Origin of the sequence: Aeromonas sp. CD, from assembly GCF_033349375.1 — a bacterium.
In the GTDB taxonomy this organism is placed as follows: Bacteria; Pseudomonadota; Gammaproteobacteria; order Enterobacterales; family Aeromonadaceae; genus Aeromonas; species Aeromonas hydrophila.
Genome location: NZ_CP137631.1, coordinates 2,288,766 through 2,305,535, shown reverse-complemented (window position 1 = coordinate 2,305,535; position 16,770 = coordinate 2,288,766). Strand labels below are relative to the sequence as shown.

Annotated in this window: 14 protein-coding genes and 1 pseudogene; 4 read left to right on the top strand and 11 right to left on the bottom strand. The window is 59.8% G+C overall.

Annotation, left to right across the window (positions count from 1 at the left end):
- Positions 1 to 193: 193 nt before the first annotated feature.
- Both R2E40_RS10805 and R2E40_RS10800 read right to left on the bottom strand, forming a co-directional pair.
- Positions 194 to 1,642 (bottom strand): chitinase, encoded by a 1,449-nt coding sequence (locus tag R2E40_RS10805; RefSeq protein WP_318165458.1) that lies wholly within the window; start codon positions 1,640 to 1,642, stop codon positions 194 to 196.
- Positions 1,643 to 1,958: 316 nt separating this feature from the next.
- On the bottom strand, positions 1,959 to 3,188 hold the full coding sequence (locus R2E40_RS10800) for a methyltransferase (protein WP_318165457.1): 1,230 nt from the start codon (positions 3,186 to 3,188) through the stop codon (positions 1,959 to 1,961).
- Between the two features lie 225 nt (positions 3,189 to 3,413).
- Here R2E40_RS10800 and R2E40_RS10795 point away from each other — a divergent pair, with 225 nt between their 5' ends.
- Positions 3,414 to 3,992, top strand: coding sequence for a PhnA domain-containing protein (locus tag R2E40_RS10795; RefSeq protein WP_043163706.1), 579 nt, complete (start codon positions 3,414 to 3,416; stop codon positions 3,990 to 3,992).
- A 677-nt stretch (positions 3,993 to 4,669) separates the two neighbouring features.
- Positions 4,670 to 5,923: an alpha/beta hydrolase gene (locus R2E40_RS10790; RefSeq protein ID WP_318165456.1), complete on the top strand. Its 1,254-nt coding sequence runs from the start codon at positions 4,670 to 4,672 to the stop codon at positions 5,921 to 5,923.
- Between the two features lie 95 nt (positions 5,924 to 6,018).
- On the opposite strand, the gene R2E40_RS10785 is transcribed toward R2E40_RS10790, so the two are convergent.
- Complete coding sequence (locus R2E40_RS10785; protein ID WP_318165455.1) at positions 6,019 to 6,906, bottom strand: PhzF family phenazine biosynthesis protein; 888 nt, start codon at positions 6,904 to 6,906, stop codon at positions 6,019 to 6,021.
- Positions 6,907 to 7,092: 186 nt separating this feature from the next.
- Between R2E40_RS10785 and R2E40_RS10780 the strand changes: the two genes are divergently transcribed.
- On the top strand, positions 7,093 to 7,296 hold the full coding sequence (locus tag R2E40_RS10780; protein ID WP_024946319.1) for a hypothetical protein: 204 nt from the start codon (positions 7,093 to 7,095) through the stop codon (positions 7,294 to 7,296).
- A gap of 91 nt (positions 7,297 to 7,387) precedes the next feature.
- Here R2E40_RS10780 and R2E40_RS10775 read toward each other — a convergent pair whose 3' ends face one another.
- Both R2E40_RS10775 and R2E40_RS10770 read right to left on the bottom strand, forming a co-directional pair.
- On the bottom strand, positions 7,388 to 8,206 hold the full coding sequence (locus R2E40_RS10775; RefSeq protein WP_318165454.1) for a hypothetical protein: 819 nt from the start codon (positions 8,204 to 8,206) through the stop codon (positions 7,388 to 7,390).
- Between the two features lie 97 nt (positions 8,207 to 8,303).
- Positions 8,304 to 8,441: pseudogene (locus R2E40_RS10770) on the bottom strand (N-acetyltransferase); the annotation flags it as partial.
- An 11-nt stretch (positions 8,442 to 8,452) separates the two neighbouring features.
- On the opposite strand from R2E40_RS10770, the gene R2E40_RS10765 reads away from it, so the two are divergent.
- Positions 8,453 to 8,719, top strand: coding sequence for a hypothetical protein (locus R2E40_RS10765; RefSeq protein WP_318165584.1), 267 nt, complete (start codon positions 8,453 to 8,455; stop codon positions 8,717 to 8,719).
- Between the two features lie 9 nt (positions 8,720 to 8,728).
- Here R2E40_RS10765 and def read toward each other — a convergent pair whose 3' ends face one another.
- The 6 genes from def to mukB form a co-directional block, all read right to left on the bottom strand.
- Positions 8,729 to 9,226, bottom strand: coding sequence for a peptide deformylase (gene def, locus R2E40_RS10760; protein ID WP_318165453.1), 498 nt, complete (start codon positions 9,224 to 9,226; stop codon positions 8,729 to 8,731).
- Positions 9,214 to 9,708, bottom strand: coding sequence for a GNAT family N-acetyltransferase (locus R2E40_RS10755; RefSeq protein WP_318165452.1), 495 nt, complete (start codon positions 9,706 to 9,708; stop codon positions 9,214 to 9,216). Before R2E40_RS10755 ends, def begins: the two co-directional genes overlap by 13 nt.
- Positions 9,709 to 10,010: 302 nt before the next feature.
- Positions 10,011 to 10,331: a putative quinol monooxygenase gene (locus R2E40_RS10750; RefSeq protein ID WP_318165451.1), complete on the bottom strand. Its 321-nt coding sequence runs from the start codon at positions 10,329 to 10,331 to the stop codon at positions 10,011 to 10,013.
- Positions 10,332 to 10,465: 134 nt separating this feature from the next.
- A complete protein-coding gene (locus tag R2E40_RS10745) occupies positions 10,466 to 10,855 on the bottom strand; it encodes a septal ring lytic transglycosylase RlpA family protein (protein WP_318165549.1) in 390 nt (129 codons plus the stop codon).
- A gap of 227 nt (positions 10,856 to 11,082) precedes the next feature.
- The gene (locus tag R2E40_RS10740) at positions 11,083 to 12,186 is read right to left on the bottom strand and encodes a RelA/SpoT domain-containing protein (RefSeq protein WP_270812312.1); all 1,104 of its coding nucleotides are present in this window, start codon (positions 12,184 to 12,186) and stop codon (positions 11,083 to 11,085) included.
- 146 nt (positions 12,187 to 12,332) lie between these two features.
- On the bottom strand, positions 12,333 to 16,760 hold the full coding sequence (gene mukB, locus R2E40_RS10735) for a chromosome partition protein MukB (protein ID WP_318165450.1): 4,428 nt from the start codon (positions 16,758 to 16,760) through the stop codon (positions 12,333 to 12,335).
- Between the last annotated feature and the right edge of the window lie 10 nt (positions 16,761 to 16,770).

Below are 16,770 nucleotides of genomic sequence, written 5' to 3'. Positions count from 1 at the left end.
ATTGTTGCAAGATATTTTTATCACCGAGTACGCATATACGCTGATAGAGATCCAGCACCGCACTCTATCCTGCAAAATTAGACACTGGTTTTATTTAACAAGGCAGGATATCGAAAAGGGGGACAATATGTCCCCCGACTTGGCAAGAGAGGTGTTATCCATTGCCGAATTTATTGACATCAGCCGTTTTATGCTATTGCGCCGGCACCAGCACCCAGGGATCACCCTTGCCCGGTTCATTGCCCTGGGTCCACCACTTGGCCTGATAGATGGCGCCCTTATAGCTCACCTTGTTGCCCGCCGTATAGACCTTGCTGGCACTCCAAGCAGCCACATCACCCACAGGGGGCTCGGTCGGGTCAACCGGCGCGGGATCCAGCTTGGCCACTACCCGCACCTTGGGCCAGTTGGCGTGGGAGCCGTAGAAGTTAGTCGCGCACTTCTCGTAATCCCCCGGCACCAGTGCCGAGTAGGCGGTCTGGAACCCCACCAGTTCACATTCGAACGAGTAGCCGCCGGGCCGATCCGGATAGTATTTCCAGTTGCCGTCCCAGTTGGTGTAGAGCACGTCGGTGGCACCGTTGAGGTTGAGGCTGCCATAGGGGGTCTGCTGCCAGCAGGTGTTCTTCTCGTCGGCCTTGACGGGGATCTGATAGTGCTCGGCGAGCCCTTCCCAGTAGCGGATGCGGTTGACCGGCTGGCCCTTGTTCTTGTTCTGCTCGCCGCACTCGATGCCGCCATTGATGACGTTGATGGTGGTACCAAAGCCGTAGCCGATGCCGGCGGCGATCTCGCGCTGGGAGGGCACCCAGGTGCGATCAATCACGTGCAGCATGGCGGGTTTGGGTGCCTGCGGGGTCAGGAAGAACCAGATGGCGGAGGCGAGGTTGAGCCAGGAGTCCGCCACCAACCCGGGGTTGTTCAGCAACACGGACGCATCGCCGTCAAACATCGCCTCGGAGAAGGCGCCGTAGTTGAAGTGATAGGAGAGCTGCTTGGCGCCGCGGCCGAAATAACCCTGGCCTGTGCTGCAGGGCCACTTCTTGTTCTGCCAGTCGTTCTGGCCACAGCCGGTGGTGTAGCCGGTCTGCCCCTCCGACCAGCCCATCTCGCGCACGTGCACCAGCGCCTGCTGCCACTCCTCCAGCGCCAGCGGGTTGTCGGAGATATTCTCCTTGGCGATGTGACCGCCGGTTTCCTGGGCGAAATGGGCAAAGGCGGTGATGATGGATTTTTTGCAGATGGCATCGGCATCGCGGCCATCGGTATATTCGCCGCAAAAAGCCGGGAATTTCCCGACCGCCCGCAAGAAGCGCTCATAGGTATATTCCGGCGCCGCCATCTGGGTTAAATAATCCCAATCCGATTCGGTGAATACCCGCTCGACCCGTTTGACGTTATCCGGATTGCTGGCCGCCCTTGGCTTGATGGCATCGACAATGGTATTGGAACGTGTCACCAACGCCTTTGCCCAAATCCCGTACATGGGATTGGCCGTCTTGGTTTTTTCAACCGCTGCCAGATCCGGGGCGGCAATGACATATCCACCGGCATTTTGCGGGTCGGGTTGAATATTCATGGCATAACTTGGCAATGCACAGGCAGCCGCAACCAGCCAGGCACAATGTGTAGGCTTGAACATAACAGACAGTCCTTATGTCAGAATAACGTCGGGATAAGAGTCGCCTCGATAATAATCCTACAGGCCACTAAATTCACGATGAGAATTAAGAATATTGCCGGAACTGTGAGCCAATTCACTCTGCCGGTTGGCAAGCATAAAATGCATTGTGACGCGATGTGATGACGAGCCTTTCGGCTATATGAAAATAAACCGAAGAAAAATGAGAAAAGAGCGGTCACACCGCTCTTTCAACGACACGATCGCCTCAACGGGAAGCATCAAAGGACAAACCGCACAGCGCTGCAACAGGCCCCGCCGCGACGAGGCCCGCCACTTATCCGTGCCGTGCTCGCACCGCGCGGATCAGAATATTGCGGGGGGTCATGGGCTTGTCGCAAAACTCGCCCACCTCCACCCGGTAGCCCTGCTCTTGCAGGAAGAGGGCGCGATCCAGCACCAGCCAGAGTTCCAGCGGACGACGAAACAGGTGACGCACCAGCTCCATGCGGGCGACATCGCCATAGCGCGCCTCCCCTTTTGCCAGAAACCCGGCGTAGTCGAGGCCGGCCGGCAACACCAGCCCCTTTCGTTCGGCGGCCCAGCCACAGAAATCCTCGAAGGTGCCAGTCAGCAGGCTCTTTTGCATGTTGGGCACCGGCAGATACTCGTCCACCCCGCGCACCTGGCGCTGCAGGCAGTCAAAGGCCAGCCGCCAGGCCACCTCCTGCTCACGCAGGCGGGCGATGCGGGCGCCGCCGGTGACCGTCTCCTGCAGCGGCAACTTCAGATCGCTCTTAGCAAGCTGCAGCACACTGGCCTTGGCCGGGCCGGAAAGCGCGCGGTAGTGGCTGGTGCGGATCAGGTGATAACAGCAGGGGGAGAGGGTCACCCCCTCGGCACCGCGCGCCGCCACCTGTTCAATCAGATGGGTGTGCAGCTCGCCGCAGGCGTGCAGCGCCATGGCGTGATGGGCCGGGGCGATCAGCTGGGCGGTCTCATCGGCGAAGGCATCGGCACAGACAAACGCCATCCGGGCGCCGTCGCGAGCGGCCAGCTGGCGCCCCTCTTCGCACAGTGGCGCCTGCAGCTCCAGGCTCAGCACCTCGGCTTGACGGTGCAGGGAGACCAGCCGCCCCAGGTGACCCTTGCCCGCACACCACTCCAGATAGGGGCCGCGGTGCACGGGCAGACAGGCAGTGAAGGCTTCAATCTGGGCCTGCTTGCGCCCCGGCATGTACATCGCCATGGTCCGCTCGCACGGGATGGGCTCAGCCGTCAGGGTCGGCAACGCGCTCAGGGCATGCAGCGCTGACCCCTGCGGGATCCAGGGGGCCAGCAGCTCGCACAGGGCGGGCATGTCGCCATCGAGCCGCTCAATCTCGGCCAGCGATAGGGCATTGAGCCGCTCAGCCAATGCCGGCGCCGCCTTGGCAAAGGCAAGGTCAAGGTGGTGGTAGGGTTGGTATTGCCACCAGTGCCGGGCTTCGCTCAGCAGTCGATCCAGTTGTTGAAAACGTTGAGCCAGCACGCGCGCCCCTGTTCTGCCGTCAAAATGGAGGCTCATTCTAGCGATCCCGCGTCAAAAAGCACTCTCATCTATGCTGCGCCGTTATGGCTACCCCGCAGTCCTCCTGCGCCAACAGGTCCCGGTGATGCCTCCGCTGGCCGGCAGCGGGCCCGTGACCGGGCTTAGCCTGACAAAGAGCGGGGTTTTGTGGTATATTCCGCCCCTTCATTATCTTGGCCTGCCCATCGCGGGCCATTTTACCAACGTGAATGGAACCAAAACATGACCATCAATGCCATCCTGCAAGCGCGCGCGGGCGCCAAGTGTGAACTGTGCGGTGCCGAACAGGCGCTGACTGCCTTCGCGGTCCCCCACTCTCCGGCCAGCGATGATGATCACAGCGTTGCCCTGTGCGACACCTGCCGTGGCCAGCTGGAGCAGCCGGCAACCACAGTGGTCAACCACTGGCGTTGCCTGGGCGACAGCATGTGGAGCCAGGTACCTGCGGTACAGGTCATGGCGTGGCGCCAATTGAAGAACCTCTCCGCTCAAGGCGAGGTCTGGGCCCAAGACATGCTGGACATGATGTACATGGAAGACGAGACCAAGGCCTGGGCCGAAGCGGGCATGGCCAGCGACGATGACGACAGCGTGCCCACCGTCGACTCCAACGGCGCCGTATTGGTCGAAGGTGACTCGGTGACCCTGATCAAGGATCTGGACGTCAAGGGCGCGGGCTTCACCGCCAAACGCGGCACCCTGGTGAAGGGCATCCGCCTCACCAACAACCCGCTGCATATCGAAGGCAAGGTCAACGGCGTGCAGATCGTGCTGGTCGCCGCCTACCTGAAAAAGGCCTGATCGACCTCAGTCCTGCTAGCAAGAGCGCCCCACGGGGCGCTTTTTTTGTACCTGCCGATTGCTCTGCCATACCCCTCTTCTTGCCGCGACCCATCGCGACACCAGGCCCTACACCGGCATGCTGTCTGCCGTTATTTTGAGCTAAAAGTTGGTGTCATCAGCAACCCTGTGGCACTCTGGCGTTTCATGGACTGACCTACCCCCGACACCGCGAGTGTCATCACTGCAAAAGGAGCACGCCAGATGGCCAAAGTCAGCAAGAAAGAGATCAAGCAGAAGATTGCCGCCCGCCTTGAGAAAATTGCCAAGCACGAGAGCAAGATCAAGAAGCTGAAAAAAGCCCTGAAATAAGGGCCGGCAGAACAAAAAAACCGCCTGATGGCGGTTTTTTTGTGGCGACATCAGTCGCAAGTCACGTTCAATGGCCATGCTTGCCAGCCCCTCGCCAGTACCAATACCTCCTGCTCCAGCCACCAACCCTGCCTGATCAGATGCATAAGCGTCTCTGCCAGCGGATTGCCATGCCCGTCGGTCACCGAGGCTACCCACTAGCCTTCTCGCCAAGAACCGCCGGCGCGTCACTGGCAAACCCGAGACAAACGGCGCAAGCTGGTTGTCATACAGCCGCCCCGCTGCCGGGCGGGAGCTGGCCGGCGATACCTTCACAGGGGCTTTTCATGACGCAACCAACAGCACCGCAACCCGCCTCCTCCTGGCATCTTGCGGATATTCGCGAGCTGACCCGGCTGTTCATTCAGGCCCTGCCTGCGACGATACAGCTCACCGAGGCCGTCCATCAGGCGGTATTGAGCGGCATGGGCTTCCAAGGGCGGGAGGAAGGAAAGACGGCGGGGATCACCGGGCTGGTCTACAAGGGAGTATATGGCGCGGCCAGCGCACTGGGCAGCGGTTTCCATGCCCTGCTTGCCCGTCTGCCGCCAGCCCCGCCTTTGCAGCAAATTCCCGACACGCCTAGCCGCGCGGCCCTGCTCGCCACCCTCAATGGCGTGATGGGGGACAAGCTGGTCGAGAGTCACAATGCCCTGGCCACCCCCATGACCCTGCGTTATCTCGGCAAGCCCCTGAGCTGGCCGGCCCTGCCAGCGCCACTGCCCCCTCGCGCACGGGTGCTGCTGATGGTGCACGGGCTGTGCATGAACGATCTGCAGTGGCAGACCCGACATCAGGATGCGCCGGTCAACCACGGGGAGATGCTGGCCAAGGCGCTGGGTTACCTGCCCATATATGTGCGCTACAACTCGGGCCTCTCCATCGTGCAGAACGGTCAAGCACTGGCCCGTCAGCTGGAACAACTGGCAACCCACTGGCCCGGCGGCCTTGGCGAGATCAGCGTGCTGGCCTACAGCATGGGCGGGCTGGTGATCCGCAGCGCCTGTCACAGCGCCGGCATGGCTGCCCAGACCTGGCCGGCTCACCTTAAAAATCTGCTGTTTCTGGGCACGCCCCATCACGGCGCACCGCTCGAATCCGCCGGCCACTGGCTGGAGCAACTGCTGCCGGCGACGGCCTACAGCGAACCGTTCGTCAGGCTGGCACAGCTGCGCAGCGCCGGCATCAAGGATCTGCGCCATGGCAAGGTGATAGACTCATCCCCTGCCCGGAATCCCCCTTCTTCCCCCTTGGCCGATCCTCGCGCCCCCTTGCCCCAACCAAGCGGAGTGCGCTGTTTTGCCATTGCGGCCACCACGGCGGCCAAACGCAGCGTGTTGGCAGATCGGTTGATTGGTGATGGTCTGGTGCCCCTGCGCAGTGCCCTTGGTCTGCATGACGAGGCACGCCACCAGCTGGCCTTTCTCCCCGCCCATACCATGATTGCCTATCGCACCAGCCACATGGCGCTGCTCGGCAGCCCGCAGGTGGCTAGCCAACTGCTGCACTGGCTAAAGAGTGATCACCAGGAGCGGAGCTAGGCTGAGGAGCACGACCCGCAATATGCCAAAGCGGCCGGTTTGCCCCGACATAAAGTAAAAAACCGCCAGCCGGCGGTTTTTTCATTGTCTGGCAGTCACATCAGGCGGGCGCGGCCAAATACCCGGATTGAGCTGCCGGGTTCGGAGGGAATTTCGGCATGCAGGTGCGACGCCATCCCCATATCCTCCCCTTGAAAGAGGTCGATGATGCCGCCGTGAGGCCAGTGCAGATCCCGCAGGTAACCGGCAAAGGCCGCGGTGGCGGCACCGGTGGCGGGATCCTCATACACGCCACCATAGGCAAAGGGGTTGCGGGTATGAAACAGCTGCTCGCGGGCGGCATACGCCAGCAAAATGGTCACCAGCCCCTCTTGCTGCATCAGGGTTCGTCCCTCGGCCATCTGGTAGTGCATGGCAGCCAGGGCGGCGCGACTGTTGAGCGCCAGCACCAGATGATCGGCGCCGCCATGAATGAGGGCCGGCGGAATGCGAGGATCCAGATCTGCCTGGGTATAACCAAACAGCGCCAGCGCGGCGCTTACCAGTTCGGCAGGGGCTGGTTGGCTGCGGGTGGGGGGCGATTGCAGCGCCGCCTGCCACTCCCCTTCCCCATCCAGCCAGCTCGAGACCGAGATGGTGGCCTGATTGAGTTGCAGTTGATACTCGCCGGCGCCAACCCGGCGGGCCAGCACCACCCCGAGGGCAATGGTGGCGTGCCCACAAAACGGCACCTCGGCGGCGGGAGAGAAATAGCGAACCCGCCACTGCCGTGGCCCGGCCTGCTCATCCACCGGCGTTGCTGGCGTGGGCAAGGGCGCGGCGAACGCGGTCTCCGAAAAGCCCACCTCGGCGGCGATGCGCTGCATCTCTTCGACACCGGGCAGTTGCGGCCCCAGCCAGACCCCGGCCGGATTGCCTCCCTTGGTACCGGTGGAGAAGGCGGCAATGCGCACCAACTCGGGTTCCCACTCACGCTCTGTCATCGCTCGCTCCTGACTGTCGCCGACATGATTGGCCTGCACTTGCCGCGGGCCGCTTTCCATAAGATAGCGAGCCCGCCGCGGCCGGTAAATTAAATGGTACGCGGGTGCCGCTTGGGCGCCGCAGATCCGGACCACAGCAGCTACGTTTGATGCGTGTCTGTATAAGGTCCTGTTGTGGAGCACCCTATGTATTCTTACACCCTCACCTTCAAGGAGGAAGTCGACAAGCTGACCGCCCCCGAACATGAAATCAGCCTGCACACTCCCGCACAGGCCGGTGATTTCATCATCCTCTCCGATGGCAGCCGTCATCAGGTGATGTTTGTCACCCACCGTGCCCACTACAGCAGCCTCTATCTCGACAAGGGAGTTCGAGTACCGCAGGGCTAGCGAAGCCGTCAGCCATTGCAGATAACCGTTACAGACAACAAAAGCGCGGCCCTTGGCCGCGCGTTGAACGTTCCGGGCAGATCAAGGGATATCAGAGCACCTTGATCACCGGCTGGTGCATGATGGCAACCTCGTTCTGATAGACCACCAGCTCACCCGGCGGCGTGCCCAGCTCACCCAAAACGGTCACGGCGCACTCGTAGCGGTAAGGGCCGCTGGTGAATAGATAGGTGTGGTTGCCTCCCGTCCCCTCCACCCTGACGGTGCCATTGCTGAGCACCAGGTCCGGCTTGTCGCTGAGCGCCTTGTCCTTGGCCCAGGAGGCATAGCGATAACGGCCGTCACCCAGCTCGTCGATGCGAATGGTAAATTTCTCGGTCTGCCACATCAGCTCGGGGCGCTGGTACTCCCGCAGACCGGGATAAAGATCGCTTTTCTGTTTGGCGACAAGCTCGGCCTTGCGTTTTGCAGCCTGCGCCGTCTGATGATTGATGCCGATCACCTTGCCATCAAAATCCAGCCACACCTCGCCACTGCCCAGCATGATGCCGCGCCAGCCCATGGCCTGCCAATCCTGCCCGACCCGGGAGCTGGCGATGCTGTTTAAAAGGGCGTCATCAAACACCTCGTCGAAACGGGCCACCATCTCGGACGGGCTCTTGATGACCGGGATGGGATACTCCTGCTTGAAGGGATACTTCATCTGACGGGCAAGGGCTTGTGGATCCCGCGCCTTGGCGGCATCGATCACCTTCTGTACCAGAGGGCGATACTCGGCGCCGAGCTGCGGCTCCTCGGCATGAGCTGGCGCCGTGGTCAGCAGCGATACCAGCACCATACTAACCCAACAGGACGCCCTTTTTCTCGGCACTTCCCCTTTCGTAAAAACAGCCCACTGCACCTTGTTCATTTCATCTCCTTCAGTGGCTTGCAGCCTGCCCTGTCATATCATCATTCAGGGCGCGGATGCGCTCCCACCGTCTTCGGCTCATGTCGCTTGCCCAGTTTCAAGCCGGGTCCGGCACTCGGTATTCATAAAAATCTGTCTCGGCATGCTTGGGGTTTGGCCCCCGATATTGCCACCCGCAGCACCGATAGAAACGCAGTGCCCGCGGGTTGAGACGGCTGACCGACAACACAACCCTGCCAGCTGTCCATGGATCAACACGGCTCGAACACGACACCCCGGCTGCTGGTTGATCCGCATTTTGTCGTCCATCCAACGCCCAACCCCTTGCAGATCGAAACATGGGTGATCAATCAGGTGTTTTCTGATCGTTGCGTCGTTGAGCAGCGGCAGAAAATCCGGAGCCAGCACATCGTCAAAACGCTTGAATTGCACTGTCATATATCAGCCTCAGCCTTGATTATCTCCGAGAAACAGGACCCAGCGCAGGCCTTTTCGACATCACATAGACCATGACCATCCACGTCACTGCCCTCGCTGTTTTTTCACCTTCTTCAACGCCATCTTGCGCTTTAGCGGTGAGAGATAATCGATAAACACCTTGCCCTGCAGGTGATCGATCTCATGCTGCATCACGATGGCCAGAAAATCGCAGCTCTTTACCGTGATAGGCACACCATGGCGATCCAGTGCCGACACCACCACCGAGCTGTAACGCTCAACATCGGCATAATAATCCGGCACGGAGAGACACCCCTCTTGGCCAAACGCCGGTTCGGTGCCGCTTGTCACTTGCGGATTGATCAACACCAGCGGCTGATCCCGTTTTTCTGACAGGTCGATGATGACGATGGCCTCCTTGCGCCCCACTTGCGTGGCCGCCAGACCAATACCATTGTCGGTGGCATAGAGGGTCTCCAGCATGTCATCAATCAGACCTTGCACGGCCTCAATATCCTCAACCTGCTCGGCCTTGATGCCCAATCGCGGGTCGGGAACCGTTAAAATCTTCAGCATTGCCATGAGGGCTCTCCGTCAACCATTAGTAACGACGACTCTTCTTTCGTCACCGGCCGGGACAAGGAGACGAACGCCGGCTCTTCCGCTACCACCTGATAACCGAGGCGCCGATAAAATTCTATCGCCCTCTGATTGGCGCTAAAGCTCGACAGGGTCACCCGATGTCTCCCCTCAAATGCCGCTTCGCGATGCAGCCGGTCCATGACGGCCGAGCCAAGCTGCTTCCCCTGATACTGCGGGAAGATAATCAACAGATGAACGTGCAGCGAATCGTCGTATGGCTTGCAGCAGAGCAGGCCGACTCGCTCCCCCTCTGCCAGGATCCACGAAAACCAGTGCGGCTCATATTCGTTTATCAACCGCTCACGCTGCATCTCGTCATCCCAGCCAAAGACCGCCTCGACATAGGGAAAGATCCCCTCCTTGACGGCCGCAAAGCGCTGTTCAAACTCACTTGGCGCTATCCCCGCCAGTTCAATCTCCATCCCGTCTCCTCGGCTTAACCACCTTGCCGACCTGATGACCGCCTCTCGTCGGAGCACCCACCCGCCATGGCGGTCATGTCGCTCCACCCCAATATTGATTTCCATTTGGGTATATTACCGGACAATCTGGAGATGAAAAGACGGCAGGCATAAACAGGCGGGATAAGAGCAATAAGCCCCCGTTCAACCTCTTGGTAGAGAATGCAGAGACGCACACCAGGGGGGCGATGACGGGGTGGGACCGCGTCTAGGGCAGTACCTGAACATGAATGGAAATCGGGCCAACCTTGGGCCCGATGAGTTTAAGTGGGGCTCACCTCCTTCATAAAAATCAGGCGCAGCGGCTCTGCCAGCAGCGCCTTAGCCTCTGCGACAAAGGCCTGGAAATAGTCAGTCTGGCAGTGACTGTCCAGCGCGGCCTGATTGATGAACGCCTCGCGCATGTAGAAGGTGCCCGGCTCGTCCTGCAATTCAAACAGCACGTAATCCAGGTTGCCCGGCTCACGCCGCGTCGGCGCAATGAGCTTGAGCAGCTCGCGGCGCAGCGCCTCTCTCATGCCGGCGCGGGCTTTCAGCACGGCGATGGACACCCGTTTCTCTTCACTCATCTTGGTCTGCTCCATTTTATCAAGGGTAAGCAAAGGGGCCCTGAACCGGGCGCGGCCTTCGCGTCGAGCAGCAGTGTAAGAGGGGCGGCCTGGCGGGATATAGCCGGGCAGGATGGACACTCTGTTCAAGCCACTGAACGAATCAACGACTAGAGCGCCTCTATCTTCACCTTGATAAGCCCGGCGCGGGGATTGCCGATGGCGCTGAAGGCCGCTTTGGAGAGATCGATGATGCGCCCGCGCGGGAAATTACCCCTGTCGTTGACCCTGACCACCACGCTCTTGCCGTTGGCGAGGTTGGTGACCCGCACCATGGCGCCGAAGGGCAGTTCCATATGGGCGGCGGTGTTGGCGTGGCGCTGATAAGGCTCACCGCTGGCGGTGCGCTTGTTGTGATAGCGATCGGCGTAGTAGGAGGCGAGCCCTGTCTGGGTATAGCCTCTCCAGTTGCCCGCACTGCCTGCATCAGGCTGGCTACTGCAGGCGGCCAGCAGCAGGCACAGGGAGGCCAGCAGCCCTTTTTGCACCATGATCCTCATCATCTACTTCCTCGACCCGTTATGAGATGTCGCGTTCGCCCCGTCCGGCTGTCATGGCCAGACGGGCGCCCGCGAGCAGGAGCCTACTCTCTCACATTTCCCATGGAAAACGGGAGGCCCAAGCCTCCCGTTTGTGTGTTCACCCGTCAGCCCCTGTCAGGGGAACAATATGCTGATCGATATATGCCTAGTTGTACAAAACAACCAAAATGTAGTCTCCACCAATACTACCCCAAATCCCCCCTTTGCCTTTCGAGAAAGTCACTAAATTTTCGTGTGGAGCCAAAATAATTTGGGTATGCCTGTTTTAGAGCACGGACATCAGAGGCGGAGACAAGAACAGATATAATTATCTTTTCATTTAAATCAGCTTCATTTAACTCAGCAAGAGCTTTTTCACTGTTTTTCATTGAGAAGTGTTTAACTGTCACCTGTATTTTCTTTTCCTGTTCTTCGAGTATGTGCATGCAAACCAGAAACAATCCCTGTCCATTCCGCCCTTGCTTGACAGCTTTATGATCTGTCGTAAATGTTATGGCTAATGTATACCTAGCAAGTTTTAATACAACATCTAACTTATCAGCAAGTTCACTAAGCTCCTGCCTAAGACTTATAAGAGTTTGTGCATCTTCGATAACACATGCTTTTTCTTCATGTGATACCAATCGCCCAGCGATGGAAAACAGCTTACGCCAGTCATCATGCCCATCATGCCTTGTCTTAAGATTAATCTGCTCAAGAGTATCAATAATCTCTAGACTTGTAGCCCAAGCATGCTGCAACTCAGTTCTTAGCTGAACTTCAACCTTTGCTTTTTTCCATTCGTGATCAGCCAGTTGATTTTCATAGCAACTGTACACCAAATGAACACCGCCATATCCACTTTCTTTAGGTGTGAGATAGTCTTTGATACTCACTATTTTATGAACCGAGCGACTACTCTCTAATTTTTTTTGAAGCTGTTTCAACTGTTTTATATTTTTTACTATAGCTCGACAGCCAGCAATGTCTTGCATACGCGTCAATTTAATTGAATTAGTATTGTGCCCATCTAGCGTCGGTCTTTCCAACTTATCAATGATGGTTGAAAGCCGTTTAAGTCGTCTCGCAACTAAGACTTTGTTACTAACCTGAGATGCAATTCTTGCCAAGTGATTTTTCATCAACATTAATGGGTAAAGATGATACTCACGAAATCCTTGAATCCTTCTTATAGCTTCAGAACGCCCCGTATCATCCATACCATGCCTGATATCTCTAGCCGCACGGTCTATTTCATTTTTACTATATTCAAGTGGTTTCTTTTGGTTTTTATACTGTGAAATTGCCATTTCAAATCCTTTTGTCATTCTGGCCAGTATAGATGTCAATATTATTTTGACAGTTTACCGTTGCTTTAACTGTAAAAAAAGATGCATTGCTCATGTAAAACGGGAGGCCAAGCCTCCCGTTTTCATACCTCGTCCGTCAGCCTCTGTCAGGCGATGAGCTTGTCATCGGCGAAGCCAAAGCCGCGCAGGCCCACCACATGCACGTGCTCGTGCTTGCCCTGCACCTTGCGGATGAGCTTGTAGGTGGTGCCCTTCTCGGGGCTGATGTTCTCGGGCGCGGCGATAAGCAGCTGCATATCCTGCCGCTCGCACAGCTCGAACAGGGTGGCGATGGATTTGCCATCCAGACGCGCCGCTTCGTCGAGGAACAGCAGACGGCAGGGGGCGATGTCCTTGCCGCGCAGACGGCGGGACTCCTCCTCCCAGCTGATCAGCACCATCAAGAGGATGGCCTGACCGGTACCGATCGCCTCGCCGGTAGAGAGCGCGCCGCTCTCGGCCCGCAGCCAGCCATCGGCACCGCGCTGCACCTCGATCTCCAGCTCCAGGTAGTTGCGATAGTCGAGCAGCACATCGCCCATCACCTGATAGCTGCGATCCCCCTGCTCTACTTGCGGGTTGAGGCGCTGGAACAGCTTGGCCATCGCCTCGGAGAAGCTGAGCTCCTTGTCGGCGAACAGATCGTTGTGCATGGCGGTTTGATCGGCCAGCGCCGTCAGCAGACGGGTGTGGGCCTCGCGGATATTGACGTTGAGGCGCACCCCGCGCACCAGACCGAAGGCAATGTTCTGCAAGCCCTGGTTGAGCACCCGGATACGGTTCTGCTCGCGGCGGATGATGTTGGTGATCTTGGCCGCCACCTCGTGGGAGGAGAGCGACAGATGGGTTTCCCGCTGCTTGAGCTCGTCTGCCAGACGGGCCAGCTCGATCTCCATCTCCTCGATCGCTTCCACCGGATCATCGGAGCGGATGATGTCGTTGCGGATGCGATCTTTCAGGTAGCGGTAGACCTGCACGTAGAAGGCCACCTTCTGCTCGGTGCTGCGGTTGCCCTCCGACAGTCGCAGCGCATCGCGCAGGGCCTCGTCGTGGGCCACCGCCACCCGCAGGGCGCCGAGGGCCTTGTCCGACATGGAGCGCAGCTCGTCGCTGTCAAGGTACGCCAGCTCGCGCTTGTTGAGGCGCTTCTCGACGTCGGTCTCCCGCGCCAGTCGCACCACCCGCGACCAGCTCGCCTTGTGGCCCACCAGTGATTTGCGGGCGCCGTAGTAATCCTTGCCTTCCAGCTTGAGACGACCGCCAAGGGATTCGATCTCGCGCTTGGTTACCTGCAGCTGGGCCTCGGCGCTGGTGCGACGGGAACGGGTGCGGATCAGCAGCTCTTCAATCTCTTTCTTGTGGGCGCGCGCCTTCTCTTCCATATCGTCAGACAGCGTCAGCCCCATGGCCGCCAGCTCCTGCTCGAACTCGGTCAGGGTCTGGCGCTTGGCCTCGACGCTGGAGTTGAGGGCGGTGCGCAGCTGCAACGCCTCGGTATGGCGCTGGGCAATCTGCTTGTGCTGCTCGCCAGCGGTGCGGGCCGCCAGCTCGGCCGCCTTGAGCTTCTCTTTGAGTCGCTCGCTCATTTCCGACGCCTTGCCCAGCAGGTCTTGCGCATCCTGATAGGCAAAGTGCGGCTGACGGGCCACCAGCTGATCGAGGGCGTAGCAACGGCGCTTCTGCTCGGCCAGCAGGTCACTCACCTCATCGTAAGCTGCCTGCAGCGCGGCCAGATCCTGCGGATCCTGGCGCAGCACCTGCACCATGGTTTCCAGCTTCTCCAGCGACTTGCCGTGTTTGGCGATAAAGGCTTCGGCCTGTTTCAGCGCTTCCACGTCGGCATGAGCCGCCTCGAGGCGGGCCGCCAGATCTGTCTCGGCAAACAGGTGAGCAAAGGGCAGCATCCCCTGCACCAGCTGGATATGGCGGGTCAGCTGAGCGGCAGCCGCTTTGGCCTCCGCCAGCTGCTTGTTGCACTCAGCGATGGTTTCTTGCAGTTTGCGCTGCTCGTGCTGTTTGGCCTGCACTTCGGCTTCCGGGTCGGGGCGGAAGGCGATATCCAAGTGCTGGCCGATAAAGTCGCGGAAGTGACCGTAGAGACGGTGGTACTTCTGCTGCTCGAAGGCGGCCTTGGCGTAACCCTCGATGAGGCCTTCGCGCTCAAGGTCGAGCTGCTCGATGCGTTTTTCCCGGGCAGCGCGACCAAACAGCGGCAGCTCGGGGTAGCGGGAGAAGCGCACCTGACGCTTGCTGGTGCGCACCAGCACGGCGTCCCCCAGCTCATCGGCCTCTACCAGATCCTCGTCAAAGGAGTCGGGGTTGCCCTGGATGAGGTAGATATCTTCCGGGCAATCTTCCAGCTTTTTCAGCCGCTCGATGGCGCCCTCAAGGTCCAGCACCACCAGGGCGCTGCGGGCCGGGCCGTAGAGCGCCGAGTAGTAAGGGGCATCGTCGATGGAGATGTCGTCATAGACATCGGAGAGCAGCACGCCCCCCACCTGCTCGGCGATGCGGGCAAGACGCGGATCCGCCTCGCCGGCCCCCAGCTGCAGGTTGCGAATTTGCAGCTCCAGCGCCTGTTTCTGCGCCGCGATGCGGTTGCTCTCCTGCTCGAACTCGCGCTCCTTGTCGAGCACGCTCTGCATGCCGGAAGAAAGTTCTTCGGCGGTGGTGAGCGGCAGACCGCTCTGCTCGCGCAGCTGCTCGAGCTTCTCGAACGATTTCAGCCAGCGCGGAGCCAGCTTGGTGAGCTCCGCAACATCGCGACCAAGCTGGGCGCCCTGATGCTCGAGGCTGGCGCGGCGCTGGTTCACTTCCGCCTGCTGCTCGGCCAGCTCCTCCTGACGGGTACGCTGGGCTTCGAGGAAGATCTCCAGCTCGTCCTGGCTCGCGATCAGCTGGCCAGAGGCCTGCTGCAGCTCGTCACGCAAGCGCAGCAGCGCCTGCTGGCTTTCGCTCTCTTTCTCGAGGCGAGCCAGCGCGGCGCGCAGCCCCTGCCCCTGGGCGATGCGGGCCTTGTCTTCGATGTGACGCTTGAGCAGCGCCTGCGCGGTAGGCCAGGCGGCCTCGCGCACTGTCTCGGGGGCGATGCTCAGAAGCAGCGCCAGCGCCGCTTCGTGCTCGGCCACCGCCGCCTTGGCCAGCGCCAGCTGTTGCTCGGCCCCCAGCACCCGGCTGGTGAGGCTCTGTTCGGCGGCGCGGAACTGGTGCAGGGTGTCGCTCGCCTGTTCGGCGGTCAGCCCCGGCAGCTCGCACTGCTCGCGGGCAGTCTCCAGCGCCTGTACCGCCTGACGGTACTGGATGGCGCGGGTCTGCTGAATATCGAGCGCCTGCTGGTAGTCGGCCAGCTGGGTCTTGAGGCTATCGACTTCTGCCTGTGCCAGCTCCTTGCGCTCTTCCACCTCCAGCAACTGGCCGTGGATCTCCTCCACGATCGCCTGCTGCTGCTCCAGCTTGTCCATCAGCTCCGCCAGATCGGCGCGGTACATCTCGATCTTCTTCTGCAAGCTGACGGCGGCCATCACCTTGGCCAGGTGCTCGGCGGCAGACTCCAGCTCGTCGGTGAGCAGTTTCTCGCGGTTGGTGAGCTGCTCCACCTCGTCGGCCAGATAGATGGCGCGCTGCTTCTCCTCGGCCAGCAGGCGACGCTTGCCTGCCAGCTCCTGCCGGGCCTTGAGGGCCAGCTCGGAGAGGCGATTCTTCTCGGCGGCGTTGCGCACATAGTCGGCCGCCACATAGTGGGTGGTCTCGGTAATGAGGTTCTTGAACAGATCCCGTTGACCTTGCGTCTCCTTGATCGCTTCCAGGGTGCGGCGGTTCTCGTAGATGGCCGCCTCCATGTCCTGGAAGGCCTTGCGCACGCCGGAGTTCTCCGGCAGCAGGTATTCGCGCAAGGAGCGGCTGATGGACGAAGAGATACCGCCGTAGAGGGAGGCTTCGATCAGGCGATAGAATTTGCCGCGATCCTTTTGATCACGCAGCTTCTTCGGGGTGATGCCGAACTCGAACATGAAGTTGTGATAGTCGGTCACCGTATTGAACTTGGCGACTTTCAGCGCCCCCAGCTCGGCGGCGGCCCCTTTCAGATCGGCGAAGGCACGTACCCGCCCCTTGCCATCATCGAGCTTCTCCAGCAGCAGATCGGTGGGTTGCAACTGCTCCGGCACATCTACCAGCGCGAACGGGGTGATGTTGACCTTGTTGTCGCGGTTGGCCACCTGCTCCAGGTGGACGCCGACCCAGATCCGCTGCTCGCGGCTGTTCATCACCTCCAGCAGCGAATAGCAGTGGCCACGCTGCAGCTTGCCGTAGAGCCCCTTGTCGCGGGACGCGCTGGAGGATCCCGCCTCCGTGGTATTACGGAAGTGAAGCAGCGACTGGTCGGGAATGAGCGCCGCAATAAAGGCCGCCATGGTGGTGGACTTGCCTGCGCCGTTGCCGCCGGACAGGGTAGTGACCAGCTGGTCGAGATCGAAGGTGCGGGCGAAGAAGCCGTTCCAGTTGACCATGGTCAGGGATTTGAATTTGCCTCTCACGACTTTGCCT

Bases quoted from the DNA above. Each gene is read 5' to 3' on its own strand.
- R2E40_RS10800 (WP_318165457.1), bottom strand. From the start codon at position 3,188: ATGAGCCTCCATTTTGACGGCAGAACAGGGGCGCGCGTGCTGGCTCAA.
- R2E40_RS10805 (WP_318165458.1), bottom strand. From the start codon at position 1,642: ATGTTCAAGCCTACACATTGTGCCTGGCTGGTTGCGGCTGCCTGTGCA.
- R2E40_RS10745 (WP_318165549.1), bottom strand. From the start codon at position 10,855: ATGAGGATCATGGTGCAAAAAGGGCTGCTGGCCTCCCTGTGCCTGCTG.
- R2E40_RS10785 (WP_318165455.1), bottom strand. From the start codon at position 6,906: ATGACAGAGCGTGAGTGGGAACCCGAGTTGGTGCGCATTGCCGCCTTC.
- R2E40_RS10750 (WP_318165451.1), bottom strand. From the start codon at position 10,331: ATGGAGCAGACCAAGATGAGTGAAGAGAAACGGGTGTCCATCGCCGTG.
- R2E40_RS10755 (WP_318165452.1), bottom strand. From the start codon at position 9,708: ATGGAGATTGAACTGGCGGGGATAGCGCCAAGTGAGTTTGAACAGCGC.
- R2E40_RS10795 (WP_043163706.1), top strand. From the start codon at position 3,414: ATGACCATCAATGCCATCCTGCAAGCGCGCGCGGGCGCCAAGTGTGAA.
- R2E40_RS10780 (WP_024946319.1), top strand. From the start codon at position 7,093: ATGTATTCTTACACCCTCACCTTCAAGGAGGAAGTCGACAAGCTGACC.
- R2E40_RS10740 (WP_270812312.1), bottom strand. From the start codon at position 12,186: ATGGCAATTTCACAGTATAAAAACCAAAAGAAACCACTTGAATATAGT.
- R2E40_RS10765 (WP_318165584.1), top strand. From the start codon at position 8,453: ATGGATCAACACGGCTCGAACACGACACCCCGGCTGCTGGTTGATCCG.
- R2E40_RS10790 (WP_318165456.1), top strand. From the start codon at position 4,670: ATGACGCAACCAACAGCACCGCAACCCGCCTCCTCCTGGCATCTTGCG.
- R2E40_RS10775 (WP_318165454.1), bottom strand. From the start codon at position 8,206: ATGAACAAGGTGCAGTGGGCTGTTTTTACGAAAGGGGAAGTGCCGAGA.
- def (WP_318165453.1), bottom strand. From the start codon at position 9,226: ATGGCAATGCTGAAGATTTTAACGGTTCCCGACCCGCGATTGGGCATC.